General features: G+C 48.3%; 14 protein-coding genes. 2 read left to right on the top strand and 12 right to left on the bottom strand.

Translation table 11 applies throughout. From position 1 onward, the window contains the following. Nucleotides 1–7 precede the first annotated feature (7 nt). From HDCHBGLK_RS14545 to HDCHBGLK_RS14495, 11 genes are all read right to left on the bottom strand, one after another. Complete coding sequence (locus tag HDCHBGLK_RS14545) at nucleotides 8–799, bottom strand: transporter substrate-binding domain-containing protein (RefSeq protein WP_004606211.1); 792 nt, start codon at nucleotides 797–799, stop codon at nucleotides 8–10. 120 nt (nucleotides 800–919) lie between these two features. Then, complete coding sequence (locus HDCHBGLK_RS14540; RefSeq protein WP_039909540.1) at nucleotides 920–1,816, bottom strand: ComEC/Rec2 family competence protein; 897 nt, start codon at nucleotides 1,814–1,816, stop codon at nucleotides 920–922. A 458-nt stretch (nucleotides 1,817–2,274) separates the two neighbouring features. Further along, nucleotides 2,275–3,285 carry a GGGtGRT protein gene (locus tag HDCHBGLK_RS14535; RefSeq protein ID WP_004606214.1) on the bottom strand — a complete coding sequence of 337 codons (1,011 nt, stop codon included), beginning with the start codon at nucleotides 3,283–3,285 and terminating at the stop codon, nucleotides 2,275–2,277. 20 nt (nucleotides 3,286–3,305) lie between these two features. Beyond that, nucleotides 3,306–3,998 (bottom strand): iron-sulfur cluster assembly scaffold protein, encoded by a 693-nt coding sequence (locus tag HDCHBGLK_RS14530; RefSeq protein WP_004606215.1) that lies wholly within the window; start codon nucleotides 3,996–3,998, stop codon nucleotides 3,306–3,308. Nucleotides 3,999–4,303: 305 nt separating this feature from the next. Beyond that, nucleotides 4,304–5,761 carry a GNAT family N-acetyltransferase gene (locus HDCHBGLK_RS14525; RefSeq protein ID WP_004606217.1) on the bottom strand — a complete coding sequence of 486 codons (1,458 nt, stop codon included), beginning with the start codon at nucleotides 5,759–5,761 and terminating at the stop codon, nucleotides 4,304–4,306. A gap of 3 nt (nucleotides 5,762–5,764) precedes the next feature. Beyond that, the gene (locus HDCHBGLK_RS14520; protein WP_004606218.1) at nucleotides 5,765–7,009 is read right to left on the bottom strand and encodes a competence/damage-inducible protein A; all 1,245 of its coding nucleotides are present in this window, start codon (nucleotides 7,007–7,009) and stop codon (nucleotides 5,765–5,767) included. Nucleotides 7,010–7,012: 3 nt separating this feature from the next. Next, nucleotides 7,013–7,555: a CDP-diacylglycerol--glycerol-3-phosphate 3-phosphatidyltransferase gene (pgsA, locus tag HDCHBGLK_RS14515; protein WP_004606219.1), complete on the bottom strand. Its 543-nt coding sequence runs from the start codon at nucleotides 7,553–7,555 to the stop codon at nucleotides 7,013–7,015. Further along, on the bottom strand, nucleotides 7,552–8,877 hold the full coding sequence (rimO, locus tag HDCHBGLK_RS14510) for a 30S ribosomal protein S12 methylthiotransferase RimO (RefSeq protein WP_009249325.1): 1,326 nt from the start codon (nucleotides 8,875–8,877) through the stop codon (nucleotides 7,552–7,554). The genes pgsA and rimO overlap by 4 nt, the downstream gene beginning before the upstream one ends. Before the next feature lie 107 nt (nucleotides 8,878–8,984). Next, nucleotides 8,985–9,224 (bottom strand): DNA-directed RNA polymerase subunit omega, encoded by a 240-nt coding sequence (rpoZ, locus tag HDCHBGLK_RS14505; RefSeq protein WP_009249326.1) that lies wholly within the window; start codon nucleotides 9,222–9,224, stop codon nucleotides 8,985–8,987. A gap of 5 nt (nucleotides 9,225–9,229) precedes the next feature. Next, nucleotides 9,230–9,850: a guanylate kinase gene (gmk, locus tag HDCHBGLK_RS14500; protein WP_004606222.1), complete on the bottom strand. Its 621-nt coding sequence runs from the start codon at nucleotides 9,848–9,850 to the stop codon at nucleotides 9,230–9,232. Nucleotides 9,851–9,869: 19 nt separating this feature from the next. Further along, nucleotides 9,870–10,751: a YicC/YloC family endoribonuclease gene (locus HDCHBGLK_RS14495; protein ID WP_004606223.1), complete on the bottom strand. Its 882-nt coding sequence runs from the start codon at nucleotides 10,749–10,751 to the stop codon at nucleotides 9,870–9,872. Nucleotides 10,752–10,882: 131 nt separating this feature from the next. Here HDCHBGLK_RS14495 and HDCHBGLK_RS14490 point away from each other — a divergent pair, with 131 nt between their 5' ends. Both HDCHBGLK_RS14490 and HDCHBGLK_RS14485 read left to right on the top strand, forming a co-directional pair. Then, the gene (locus HDCHBGLK_RS14490) at nucleotides 10,883–12,622 is read left to right on the top strand and encodes an Rqc2 family fibronectin-binding protein (protein ID WP_004606224.1); all 1,740 of its coding nucleotides are present in this window, start codon (nucleotides 10,883–10,885) and stop codon (nucleotides 12,620–12,622) included. Nucleotides 12,623–12,859: 237 nt separating this feature from the next. Then, nucleotides 12,860–13,234 carry a PH domain-containing protein gene (locus HDCHBGLK_RS14485; RefSeq protein WP_009249328.1) on the top strand — a complete coding sequence of 125 codons (375 nt, stop codon included), beginning with the start codon at nucleotides 12,860–12,862 and terminating at the stop codon, nucleotides 13,232–13,234. A 187-nt stretch (nucleotides 13,235–13,421) separates the two neighbouring features. Here the strand turns inward: HDCHBGLK_RS14485 and HDCHBGLK_RS14480 are convergent, their stop codons facing one another. Continuing rightward, nucleotides 13,422–14,711: an ATP-binding protein gene (locus HDCHBGLK_RS14480; protein WP_004606227.1), complete on the bottom strand. Its 1,290-nt coding sequence runs from the start codon at nucleotides 14,709–14,711 to the stop codon at nucleotides 13,422–13,424. Between the last annotated feature and the right edge of the window lie 6 nt (nucleotides 14,712–14,717).

Here is a 14,717-nt window from a genome sequence, read left to right as displayed (position 1 = left end):
CTCCTATCTACTTCTTAATGTATGTATCTAATATTTCATCATATTTGCCGCTTTCCTTCAGGTTCGCAAGTCCTGCATTGAACATCTTAAGAAGTTCCGCGTTCTCGCCCTTCATAACAGCGAAGCCATAAGGCGCGCCTTTTTCCATATCTAAAGGAAGCTTCAGTTCCAGCCCGCGGGAAATCTCATATCCCATTACCGGATAATCTTCAAAACATGCAACCGTATTTCCGGATATAACATCCTGGTACATAGTAGAAGAATCTTCAAACTGTGTCACCGTAAATCCATACTGGTCTGCGATAGACTCCGCAAATGTGCAGCCTTCCGTACCGAGTTTGGCTGCTACTGTCTTGCCCTTTAAGTCTTCATAAGAATCAATGTCAGAATCCTTCTTTACTGCCATTCCTACGCCGGACTGATAGTATTCATCTGAGAAATCATACTTCTCTTTTCTTTCATCCGTAATAGACATGCCAGCGATCACCGCATCGGCCTGTCCTGCCTCAAGAGCGTTGACTGCGGCCTGGAATCCGACGATCTGCAGTTCGTATTCAAATCCCTGGTCCTCGGCGATCGCGGCCAGGATATCCAGATCGATGCCTACCATATCGCCTTCATCATTTTCAAATTCAAATGGGGCAAATGTCGTGTCCGTGGCAACCTGGTACACTTTCTTGCCGTCATCTTTGCTGTCCTTCTTTTTGTCAGTCTTTCCTGCATCTTCGCTGTCTCCGCATGCCGCAAGTGAGAATGCCATCGTAAGACATAAAAATGCTGCCAATAACTTCTTCTTCATACTCTTCTCTCCTTCTGCTTCATAAATCTCATAATTGTATGTCTATGGATTTTGTATTTAATACTCCTATTATACACTGTTCCGTGCTAAAGCACCAGCATAATTTTTCGAATATTCCCACTATTTCTCACATTTCCACGAGATCTGGCTTCCATCGCTTACCGCCGTGATGGTTCCTCTTAGATCTGTTCGGTAAATCTGGACATCATCATTTTCCAATTTGTCCAGAACCTCTGAATGCGGGTGGCCATACCGGTTCTCTTTTCCACAGCTGATGACTGCCCACGTGGGATTGACAGCTGCAAGAAATTCATCGCTTGTAGCCGTATTGCTTCCATGATGGCCACACTTTAGCACATCGCATTCCAGACTGCTTCCAAAACGCTTTACCATCTCCTGCTCCGACTTCGCTTCGGCGTCCCCGCACATAACGAAGGAATTCTCTCCATGAACCAGTTTGATGCCAACGGAAGAATTGTTCATGTCATCCTGGCTTACAAGTTCCGGTTCAGGACACAGGACGGTGAATTCCGCGTCCCCCAGCGTAAAGATATCCCCAACTTCCGGGTACTTTACATCCACATCGTAGCGGCTGATCTCTTCCATTACCTCCTGGTAGGTCATGGTATCATTGGCTACCTCCGGCATGATCACCGTCTGTACTTCAAAGTTCTCCAGGACATTATCCCCTCCTCCGATGTGGTCTGCGTCCGGATGGCTGAGAAGAAGGTAATCCAGTTTCCCGATCCCTTGCTCCTTAAGATAGGAAACCACCCGCTCTCCCTGGTCATTATTGCCTACATCCATCACCATGTTCTGTCCGCCTGCCTGGATCAGCGTGCAGTCTCCCTGCCCTACATCCAGAAACGTGACTTTCATCTCGCCTTCGGCGGTCGTATCTGCAATCTTCGCCTCCGGCTCGCCCAGCATGCCAGCCACATCGTCCAAGCTTGCATATCCCGTGGCAACCAGCGCGGCTGCAATCACGAATGCCACGATTTTTTTAACGTTCTTCATATTTTTACTCCCCTTTTCTGTCTTGTCTCCCCTAATATGTATCAATCCTTCTTGTCGTCTTTATCGTCTGAGCGTCTTAGGAACTCGATGAAGGCAAAGATAATGGAAATCACGGTAAGCACGTCACAGTCATCTTTACGCCTACCAACTGCAAAAGCGGAAAGCATTTTGCTTTCCGCTCGTGATTTATACAGTTCCGATCCCATCGTTATTGTTCTATGTCAATTTCTGCAGTTTAGCACTATATAATTGATTCTGTGTCAATCAGGTAATAGTTCTTTCCCTCCTAGTTAACTCTCCTTAGAGTGCTTCAAGAATAGTCTGTTCCCCCCTGAACCGGAAGTTAACTTCAAACATATTTGTGTGCTGCTTGTGCGCTACTTGTGTTCTACACACTCATTTTCAACACTTCTCAGTACAACTCACAATTTCTGGAATCATTATAAAATGGGCTTTTCTTAGAACTTTCCAGCCTTTGCCGCTTCTTCTACAGAAACCGCTACTGCAACCGTCATACCTACCATAGGGTTGTTGCCTGCCCCGATCAGGCCCATCATCTCAACGTGAGCCGGTACGGAAGAGGATCCTGCAAACTGAGCGTCAGAGTGCATACGTCCCAATGTATCTGTCATGCCGTAGGAAGCCGGTCCTGCAGCCATGTTGTCCGGGTGAAGGGTACGTCCTGTACCGCCGCCGGATGCTACGGAGAAGTACTTCTTGCCCTGCTCGATGCATTCTTTCTTGTAGGTACCTGCAACCGGGTGCTGGAAACGTGTCGGGTTGGTAGAGTTTCCTGTGATGGATACGTCTACGCCTTCCTTGTGCATGATGGCAACGCCTTCGCGCACATCATTGGCTCCATAGCAGTTTACTTTAGAGCGGAGCCCGTCAGAATAAGCAATTCTCTTTACTTCCTTCAGTTCTCCTGTATGATAGTCATATTCGGTCTGCACATATGTAAATCCGTTAATTCTGGAGATAATCTTTGCCGCGTCTTTTCCAAGACCGTTCAGGATTACTCTCAGAGGTTTCTTACGAACCTTGTTGGCCTTCTCCGCAATACCGATAGCGCCTTCTGCAGCTGCGAAAGACTCATGTCCGGCAAGGAATGCGAAGCAGTCTGTGTCTTCTTCCAGAAGCATCTTGCCTAAATTACCGTGTCCAAGGCCTACTTTACGCTGGTCTGCTACGGAACCCGGAATACAGAAAGCCTGAAGTCCCTCTCCGATTGCTGCCGCTGCGTCTGCGGCGTTCTTGCAGCCCTTCTTGATTGCGATAGCCGCGCCTACGATGTATGCCCAGCAGGCATTCTCGAAGCAGATCGGCTGAATCCCTTTTACCTGGTTGTATACGTCAAGTCCGGCATCCTTCGTAATCTGCTGAGCCTCTTCGATAGAAGCAATGCCATAACTATTTAATACTTCATTGATTTTATCAATTCTTCTTTCATATGATTCAAATAAAGCCATTTGCTTGTCCTCCTGATTTTCTACTCTTTTCTCGGGTCAATGATTTTCACTGCGTCTGCAACACGTCCATACTGTCCCTTTGCTTTCTCCCAAGCATCGTTCGGAGTATCGCCTGCCTTGATGAAGTCAGTAAATTTTCCAAGGCTTACGAACTGGTAACCGATAATCTCATCATTCTCATCCAATGCGATTCCTGTTACATATCCCTCAGCCATTTCAAGATAACGAGGACCTTTTGCCAATGTGCCATACATGGTTCCTACCTGAGAGCGAAGTCCCTTTCCAAGGTCTTCCAGGCCTGCTCCGATCGCAAGTCCGTCTTCGGAGAACGCGCTCTGTGTCCTTCCGTATACGATCTGGAGGAATAATTCCCTCATTGCTGTATTGATGGCATCGCAGACAAGGTCTGTATTCAATGCTTCTAAAATCGTCTTGCCCGGAAGAATCTCTGATGCCATGGCTGCAGAGTGCGTCATTCCAGAGCATCCGATGGTCTCTACCAACGCTTCCTGGATAATACCGTCTTTAACATTTAATGAAAGTTTACAGGCGCCCTGCTGCGGAGCACACCAGCCGACACCATGCGTAAAACCTGAAATATCTTTAACTTCCTTAGCCTGTACCCACTTTGCCTCTTCCGGAATCGGAGCTGGCCCGTGATTTGCACCCTGAGCTACAGGACACATCATTTCTACTTCATGTGAATAAATCATTTTAAAACTCCTTTCAAATTTGCATGATTTTCTGTCGTAAGGTTCGTTATATCTTTAACACCAAACTTACTTTATTTTCTCATATTATTCAATATTCGTCAATTGTCACTTTCTATCAAATTCCACAGTTCATTCCCCGTCATATATGGTCGAATTTCAGCCCAGGAGTATTCGGAAGGTATCCATCCCCGGGAAAGCCTGCCGCCATCCTCGCTTCGGAATGCAAAGGTGAATCCGATTGCAAGACCCCGGCCATGTGAAGCACCGTGGCTATATCCGTGCTTTCAATAATACGTATTTCCATATTATAACCCTGTCCAGAAATCGCTGTCTGTCCTGAATTCTGCGATCTCGTCATAATCAAACGGCGCCGTCACCCAGATGTAGCCCAGATTGTTGGCGTCTCCTTCTTTGTAATTCAGGTTATAGCCAATCTCAATTCCATCTGCGTCCAGGAAGAAATTCGCCTCGTACACGCCATCCATGGAATCTCCTTCCAGCGTCTTTTTCATGGCATCTTTATCCAGCTCAGACAGAAAAGCGTCATTGTCCGCCTCGTCCCTCATAGTGTCAGCCCATTCAGCCAGAAAGGCATCATCCAGCCTGACAATGTCCTTGACTTCATAGACCTTTCCGTCTTTGAGGCTGATATTGCAGGTCCGCAAGTCCTGATCGGAATACTCGGCTCCGCCCTGATAACTGTAATCCTCGAATGCTACGCTTAACAAGTCTTCCGATGCATAGGCCACCTTATACTTTACGTAACTAACCAGCGCCGGCTGGGAAGAAGACAACACTCGCTCCTTCATCTCGTCAGAGGGATTGTCATAGATCTTATCCACCGTCTGCAACGCGCAGTTCTTCAACGCCTCATTAACCTTTTCTTCCGCTTTGGCATCCTTAAGCCCGCTGATGACCGGATAATTGACGTTAAAGTCAATCATCGTAGTCTGTTTCTTATCATCCTGATATGTATATGCATCTTCTTTCAGATCATAGGACAGACCGTCCGCGATCTTCTGGGGGATTGCGTCAATCCCTGTCAAATCCCCGGCATCCGTGCTGTTCTGTCCGGCTCCCTCATCCCCGAAGTAATCATAGTCATGATGGTCATCATAATCATGGTCTCTGTCATTATGATTATATGGCTGCGTATATATGCTCTGCTCCCGGAGCATATGCCTTACCTTCCTGCCAATGGCCACTCCTGCGATGATCAGAACCAGTACCATCGCGATGCACACCGCGGTCACGATGATCACAGGCGCCTTCGATTTTTCTTTCACCGGCTGCACGAGTCCCGGTATCACTTGCATCTCCATAGGAACATAGCGTATGCCATTTACCTGCCGCTCTTCCCCCATCGCCTGCATACCCATGTGGGCATACTTGGGAACTGCTCCCGGAGCGGCATTCACAGTGATCTTGCTGACACCCAGTTTCTGCGCGCAATAGTTATAGACGGCCTGGAACAGCCTCCGTCCTACACCTTTGCTCTGGCAATCCTTTCTGACATAGAACAGGCAGATGTGGCCCACGGACTTCACCGCCATGGTGCCACATAATTTAGTTCCTTCAAAGGCTCCGAAGAAGGTAATCTCTCCCTTCTGGTACATGTCGCTGATATTGTCATACTTAATAAATTCCTGAAAATGGGCTACGCCTTCCGGCGTATACGCAGGCGCCACATCTTCTGCGAAGACTTCCCATATCAGATGGAGAGCCGGAAGAATCTCATGCTGCTTTAATATTCTTACGTCCATCTTCTACCTCCTTTCAAGCAACTCCTCCCGGAGCAGCGTCAATGCCCTTGCCACCGCATATTCCCGGTTCTTGTCCCTATTGCCTGTAAAATAGAATTCCTCTACCCTTACATGGCCTTTTACATAGCAGCCGATATAGACAAGGCCGACCGGCTTTTCCTCGGTTCCTCCGCCTGGTCCCGCAATTCCCGTTATGCTTAAGGAAGCATCCGCCCCAGCGGCGAACGCCACGCCTTCTGCCATCTCGTATGCCGTCTGAGGGCTTACCGCCCCATGCTGCATCAGCGTCTCCCTCTTCACATGAAGCAGACGTTCCTTGGCATCATTGGAATAAGTGATATAGCCTTCCTTATAGACATTGGAGGCCCCCGGCACATTCGTGATCCTGCCGGCCAGAAGTCCGCCGGTGCAAGACTCCGCCGTCGTCACCGTCATGCCATCTGCTTCTAACATCCGTACAATGGCTTCCTCCAGAGTCACATCTTCCTCCGTCGTATAGATCTTATCGCCAAAGCGCTGGAAGAGTTCCTCCATCATAGGCGCCATCAGTTCCTGCGCTTTTTCCTCGCTGTCTGCTTTGGCCGTCACCCGAAGATGCACCTCTCCTGTCTTGGCATAAGGCGCGATCGTCGGATTCGTCTGGGCATCCATCAGGTCAGAGATCATGGTCTCTGCCTTGCTTTCCCCGATGGAGCAGATCTTTGCCATCTTCGAATAGATGCCTTCCGGCTGCAGTTTATTCAGATACGGCGCAATATCCTGCTCGAACATAGGCTTAATCTCATTCGGCGGTCCGGGAAGGAGAATGGCGATCTTTCCATTTTCCTCCAGAATCAGTCCCGGGGCCGTTCCGTTATGGTTATCCACTACCTTTGCGCCTTCCGGTACCAATGCCTGCTTCCAGTTGTTCGGCGTCACCTGGCTGCTGTGGACCTGCCGAAAATATTGCTGGATGCGCTCCTTGGTATGGGCATCCTCATAGAGTTCCCTGCCAAATACCTTGGCCGTCACCTCTTTTGTCAGATCATCCTTGGTAGGTCCAAGGCCGCCGCTTAAGATCAGGATATCGGACCTTGACAGCCCCAGCCGGATTGCATCCTCCAGCCGCTCCTCATTGTCTCCTACCACGCTCTGGTAATAGCAGGATAATCCAAGCAGCGCGCATTTTTCCGCCAGATATGCAGCGTTGGTATTCACGATATTTCCTAATAATATCTCTGTGCCAACGGATATCATTTCTACAGTCATCTCTTACATGCCTCCCTGTGTCAATACTTGTACGTTCTTTGCAATATAGTCAAACAAAGATACGATCGTCAGTATTAAGGATACCCAGATCAGTATCGTTCCAATCATGTCAAATACACCGCCCAGATCCGCAATCAGCACGATGATCATGAACATCTGGGAAACCGTCTTGAACTTGCCCCAATAACTTGCGGCGATCACGATTCCAGCGTCAGATGCCACCAGGCGGAATCCGCTGATAATAAACTCTCTGGCAATAATCACGATCACGATCCACGCAGCCAGTTTCCCGGATGGAATCAGGCAGATCATGGCAGAGCATACCAGCAGTTTGTCTGCCAGCGGATCCATGAACTTTCCGAAATTGGTCACCAGATTCCTAGCGCGGGCAATCTTCCCGTCCAGCATGTCCGTAAGGCTGGCCACGCAGAATATCACCAGGGCAATCCACTTATTGACTGCTCCTCCTACATCCGTCAGCATGAAAAACACGAAAAACGGTACCATAATCACTCTTAATACTGTCAACTTATTTGGTAAATTCATTCCATCAACTCTCCTATCAAATCGTATTCTAAGGCGCCGGTCACCTTCACTCTGGCAAAATCTCCCGACATCAGTTCTGCCTCTGTATTTATGAAAATGAGGCCGTCCACATTGGGTGCATCCTTATAAGTCCTTCCGACATAGGCATTTTCATCGGCCACTTTCCCTTCGATCATGACCAGCACTTCCCGGCCGATCATAGCCTCTGCCTGGTCAAATACAATCTCCTGCTGCAGTTCCATAATCTCCGCCTGACGCTCTTCCTTCACTTCTTCCGGCACCTGATCCGGCATGCCTGCCGCAGGCGTATCCTCTTCCGGAGAATAGGTAAATACGCCCAGACGGTCGAATTCCATCTCATCTACGAATTCCATCAGTTCTTCATGCTGTTCCTTCGTCTCTCCCGGAAATCCGGTGATCAGCGTGGTACGCAGGGCAATGTCCGGAATCTCTCTTCTGAGCCTTCCGATGATCTCTTCCAACTGATTCTTGGACGTCCTTCTTCCCATCCGCTTCAATATATCATCATTGGCATGCTGGATTGGCAGATCCAGATAATGGCAGATCTTCTTCTCTTCCTTCATGATCTGGATCAGGTTCTCATCAATCTCTTCCGGATAGCAGTAGAGAAGCCGTATCCATCGGATACCGCTGATCCTGCACAGTTCCCGAAGAAGCCTGTGCAGGGACTTTTCTCCATAGAGATCCTTTCCATATAAAGTGGTCTCCTGAGCCACCAGAATCAGTTCCTTAACGCCCTGCTCAGCCAGCTCCCCGGCTTCTTTTACAAGGCGCTCCATCGGAACGCTTCGGAAATCCCCCCGGATTTTGGGAATAATGCAGTAAGTACAATGCTTATCGCATCCTTCTGCAATCTTCAGATAGGCAAAATGCCCGCCCGTCGTCACCAGGCGCCTCGTATCCACCAGCGGCAGCGCGTCGATGTCTTCCACTTCCACGTGGCCTTTGCCAGCCAGCGCTTCCTCCACCGCTTCTACAATCTTGTCATAGGATGTGGTTCCCAGCACCGCATCCACTTCCGGAATCTCATCCAGAATCTCCTGCTGGTATCTCTGCGCAAGGCAGCCGGTCACAACCAGCACCTTAAGCCTTCCATCCGTCTTGTACTGTGCCATCTCCAGAATCGTCTGGATGCTCTCTTCCTTGGCGTCATGGATGAAACAGCAGGTATTGACGATAATGATATCCGCCTGCATCTCATCATCCACCATCCGGTATCCTTTGGCAGCCAGAAGTCCCAGCATAACTTCTGAATCCACCAGATTCTTGTCACAGCCAAGGGATATAAACAATATATTCATTCGTTCCTCCTTTTGAAAAACCATGCTCTCTATAAAGTAAAGGTATTTAGAAGAAAGGCAGATACCGCCCCGGCATCTGCCTTGTATTCTCACATACGTATTACGTATTAATCCTCTTCCTCGCCGACTACTTTGATCTTCGCCTGGTTCAATTCGTTGATTGCGATGGACAACGGCTTCTCGCCACTCTTTGCCGCAACCAGCGGCATAGCGCCGTCTATCAGTTCCCTCGCCCTCTTGGCGGTAGCCATCACAATAGAGTAGCGGCTGTTCACTACCTTGGTAGCGCCCTCTTCTACGTCTTTGTTAACGACCTTCATTAAATCTGTGTAAGATGGGTGTAACATGCTTGTTATTCTCCTTTCAGCTCTTCCTTCATATGCTCTATAAATGCCTGATTACGAAAACTTCTTCTGTGCTCTCCCTGAATGATCTGATGCACTTCTTCTACGCATTCTGCAAGTACATCATTGACAATCAGGTAATCATACTTATCCATGCCCTCGGCCTCTTCCTTGGCACGGTTCATGCGGAACTCAATCACATCCATCGTCTCTGTGCCACGGCCTACCAGGCGGTGCTTCAGTTCCTTCGCCGTCGGCGGAGTCACGAACAGAAGCAGCGTCTCCGGAAACTTCTCCTTAACCTTGAGGGCGCCCTGGATCTCTATCTCCAGGATCACGTCCTTGCCAGTTTCCAACTGCTCCTCCACATAGGCGCGCGGAGTCCCATAGTAATTGTCCACGTATCTAGCATACTCTATCAGTTCATCTTTCGCAATCATTTTTTCAAATTCTTTCACCGTTTTGAAAAAATATTCCCTGCCCTCTTCCTCTCCCGGGCGGGGCTTTCTGGTGGTTGCAGAGATGGACAGCGCATAATTGTCATACTGCTTCAGCAGTTCTTTCATGATCGTGCCTTTGCCGGCTCCCGAGAAACCGGATACGACAATAAGAATTCCTTTTTTAGTCATGGTCTTTTCCTCTCTCCCACTACTCGATATTCTGAATCTGCTCTCTTACTTTCTCAATCTCCGTCTTCAAGTCGATCCCAACGTTTGATACTTCCAGGTCGTTGGCCTTGGAAAGGATCGTATTGGCCTCCCGGTTCATCTCCTGGGCGATGAAGTCAAGCTTGCGGCCAATCCCGGCCTCTTCAGACTGCAGGGTCTCCTTCATATGTATGATATGGCTGCGCAACCTTACCACTTCTTCATCCGTGCAGATCTTATCTGCAAATATGACCACCTCGGCGGCAATCCGGCTCTCCTCGATCTGTGTATCCTCCAGCAGTTCCCGAACCTTGGCTTCCAGCTTCTCTCTGTATTCTGCCACGATCTTCGGCGTACGTTCCTCAATGTAGCCCACCAGATCCAGAAGCCCGTCTAACTTTTCTATAATGTCCTTCTTGAGGTTGCTTCCTTCCAGCGTCCTGGTCTCCACAAACTGGCCGATCGCGCCTTCCAGCGCCTTTTTAAGGCCATTCCAGAGTTCTTCCTCGTCAATGACCTGCTCTTCCATAGTCAGCACTTCCGGACAGCGGGACAGCGTAGATACCCGGATGTCATTTTCCAAGGAGAACTGCTCCTTCATCCGGCCGAAGCAGTCCATGTATTCCTGCGCCAGAGACTCATTATACTTCAGGGACATCTGGTTCTCGGTAAAGTCCTCATAGGAGATGAAGATATCTACCTTTCCCCTCTGGATGCTCTGCTTTAACAAACTGCGGATTGCTGTCTCGAAAAAATTCAGTTTCTTTGGCATACGGATATTTACATCCAGGTAGCGGTGATTTACCCCCTTCATCTCAACCGTGAACTTGCGCTCCCCTTCCATCACTTCGCAGCGTCCGAACCCTGTCATACTTTTTATCATGATATGAACCTCTTCTTATAATATATTTGCTATATGTCTCTTAATTGCCACTGATAATTATAAGTCATTTGGCATATCCCGTCAACTATGTTATAATCTTCTTATTTCAGTAAGAAAGGACGGACATATCTATGGCATTTGACGGAATCACGGTTGCTGCAATGGTCCAGGAACTAAAAAATGCGCTGGCAGACGGACGTATCGCCAAGATTGCCCAGCCGGAGCCAGACGAGCTGCTGCTCACCATCAAGACTCCGAAGGGACAAAAAAGACTCTATATCTCGGCCAGCGCATCCCTCCCTTTGATATATCTGACAGACGAGAACAAGCCAAGCCCAATGACGGCCCCCAACTTCTGCATGCTTCTTCGAAAGTATGTCGGAAATGGACGGATTACCGGCATCTCCCAGCCCAAACTGGAGCGCATCATCATCCTTGATATCGAGCATCTGGATGAGTTGGGAGATCTGTGCAAGAAGCAGCTGGTAATCGAGATTATGGGCAAGCACAGCAATATCATATTCTGCGATGATCAAGGCAGGATCATCGACAGCATCAAGCATGTCTCCGCGCAGATGAGTTCCGTGCGGGAGGTATTGCCCGGACGGGAATATTTTATACCGGATACCATGGCAAAGCACAATCCGCTTGCCATTGACGAGTCTTCCTTTGGCCAGGCTCTTAAGGAGAAGCCCATGCCTCTTGGCAAGGCGATCTATACCAGTTTCACGGGAATCAGCCCTGCAGTGGCCGAAGAGATCTGCTATCTGGCCGGCCTGGAATCCGGCATAACTGCCGGAGACTTAAGCGGCGATATGATGGCCCACCTGTTCCGGCAGTTTGCCTACTATATGGAAGATGTCCGCCAAGGCGCTTTCCATCCGGTCATCTACTATGAAGGGAGCGCCCCCAAGGAGTTTGGCGCCCTGCCGCTGACGCACTACAACAGCCTTGCAAGGAAGGAATTTTCCTCCATCTCCCAGGTGCTCAGTACCTACTATGCGACTAAGAATACCCTGACCCGCATCCGCCAAAAAAGCGCGGACTTACGCCATGTGGTACAGACAGCCCTGGAACGGAACCGTAAAAAGTACGATCTTCAGGCCAAGCAGTTAAAGGATACGCAGAACCGGGAAAAATACAAGGTCTACGGCGAATTGATCAACGCTTACGGCTACGATCTGGCTCCAGGCTCCAAGAACCTGACTGCCCTTAATTATTACACCGGCCAGGAAGTTACCATTCCCCTGGACCCGACTATGACACCCCAGGAGAATTCCCAGAAATATTTCGCCAAGTATAATAAGCAGAAACGTACCTTTGAGGCACTCTCAGACCTCATCCAAGAGACAGCCGATGATATCCAGTACCTGGAATCCATCAGCAATGCCTTGGACATCGCGCTGAGCGAGGCAGATCTGGCCCAGATCAAGGAAGAACTGATCCAGAGCGGGTATGTGCGAAGAAAGTTCACCAAGAAAAAGGTGAAGCTGACCAGCAAGCCTCTGCACTACCTCTCCAGTGACGGCTACCATATGTATGTTGGCAAGAACAATCTGCAGAATGATGAACTGACCTTCTCCTTTGCCGCGGGAAATGACTGGTGGTTCCACGCTAAAGGCGCGCCGGGCTCCCATGTCATCGTCAAAAGTAATGGAGATGAATTGCCGGATCGCACCTTCGAAGAAGCCGGGCGGCTGGCTGCCTACTACTCCAAGAACAGAGGCAGCGACAAAGTAGAGATTGATTATGTAGAGAAAAAACATGTGAAAAAGCCTAATGGGGCAAAGCCGGGGTTCGTGGTATACTATACCAACTATTCCCTGATGATTGATTCCGATATTTCCAATATAAAGGCCGTGCAGGACTAACTGCGCGGCGTTTGGTTATAATGTCATTGTCTATCGTTTCAAATATGTGAATCTATTATACAACTTTATATATGGAGCGTTTTCATCTGAAATTATATTTCTCAACAATATTCTTCATAATTCACTTTATTAGTATATGCAAATTCTACAAAATAATATATAATATACCTAGTTCCAGTCAGAAAATTTCTAACAAAATAATTTATGAAAAACAAAAGCGAAAGAGAGGTAACAGGAATGATTGATTTTAAGAACAGCGAATATGTAAAAATGAAAGAGATAGACCCCGGATCAATATTTGCAGAAGTCCAGCCACTGTTAATCAATGGCGAGGAGGTCATCGGTGCTTATAAAGCCATGAGAGACTACTGTGTATTCACGAACAAGCGAGTAATCGCAGTTAATATACAAGGAATGACCGGCAAGAAAAAAGACTTTTCTTCTCTTCCCTATTCTAAAATAACGGCTTTCTCCGTAGAGACTGCAGGCGTATTTGATATGGACAGCGAACTGGAAATGTATTTCAGCGGTCTTGGCAAAGTCAAGTTTGAATTTACAGGTAGAAGCAATATCGTACAGATCGGCCAGATTATTGGAACCTTTGCATTATAATATCCTTTCTAAGTTTCGACTGGCCCTGCATGAAAAGCCGGGCCAGTCATAATTCCTTTCAATTTCTCTACCACATTCTACAATTTCTATTCCCATCCTCTGCTACAACAAATTTAAGAAAGGAGCGCGGATATCTGTTCCACGCTCCTTTCCTATACTTATTTATCTGTTCCTCTATTCGTCCTTCTTACCGCATTCCGGCCAGATAATCCACGAACTGCTGCGCTGTCCGGCCGGACAGGCCGCCGTGGCTTAATTCCCACTTGTTGGCTTCCAGAAGGAGTTCTTCTTCCGGCATGTCTATGCCGCTTTTCTGTGCCAGTTTTCGCACGATCTCCTGGAATTCTTTCTTATCTGGTTTTCCGAAATAGATGGTCACGCCGAATCTGGCGACCAGGGAGAGTTTTTCCTGCACCGTGTCATTGGTATGCAGTTCTTCGTCCCGGTCTGCCTTGTCCTTGAAGGTCTCCCTGATCAGGTGGCGCCTGTTGGAGGTGGCGTAGATCAGCACGTTCTCCGGCTTTCGCTCCAGTCCGCCTTCAATCACGGCTTTCAAGTATTTGTATTCGATCTCAAATTCTTCAAAGGACAGGTCATCCATATAGATGATAAATTTATAATTGCGGTTCTTAATCTGAGCAATGATATCGTTCAGATCCTGGAACTGGTGCTTATAGACTTCTATCATCCGAAGGCCCTGGTCATAATACTGGTTCAGAATCGCCTTGATGGAGGATGACTTTCCCGTGCCCGCGTCACCGAAAAGCAGGCAGTTGTTGGCTTTTCTTCCTTCCACAAAGGCTTTCGTATTGTCGATCAACTTCTTCTTGGCAATCTCGTATCCTACCAAGTCATCCAGATGCACATGGGCAATCTTGGTGATCGGCACGATCTCGGTACCCTCTTCCCTATGCTCGATTCGGAAGGCTTTGTGAAGCCCGAATTTGCCCACGCCGAATTCTTTATAAAACTGGGTCAGGATATCCTTGAACTTTCCCGGCGTTTCGGCCTTGGCAAGGCTTCTGCTCAGGTCGCAGATGCGGTCCCGGATTCTCTGGTTAAATATCTTGCCGTGTCCGCTGGTACCTGCATAGTCCCGGATCATTGACAGGCAATCCACGCCCATGGTCTCTTCCAGCGCCTGAAAACCATAGTCAAAGAGTTCCTTAAAGATAGCGAAGTCATGGAGGGCCACTTCGTTGATGCTTCCCTCCACCGGCCCTACGATCTCGCAGGAGGTGCTGTATGCATTCTCGTGGCTGGCAAGAAGGTAGGTCAGGTAATTGTGCCACAGGTTTCCTTCGAATCCATGGCTGACCGCCAATTCCAGAATCTCATTGACCAAGTCAAAGAGGAGGCCTTTCATGTCTTCCATATTATAATAATCGTTGGCGTAGTTCTCCATCAGGAAGGTCATATCATTTAATATCTGGCCTTCTTCCATATGTTTGTACAGCATCAGTTCATTCGTTCTCATTTGCCT

Origin of the sequence: [Clostridium] scindens ATCC 35704 (assembly GCF_004295125.1) — a bacterium.
GTDB lineage: Bacteria > Bacillota > Clostridia > Lachnospirales > Lachnospiraceae > Clostridium_AP > Clostridium_AP scindens.
Note: the sequence above shows the minus strand (reverse complement) of the source record. Positions and strands in the feature narration are given on the sequence as shown.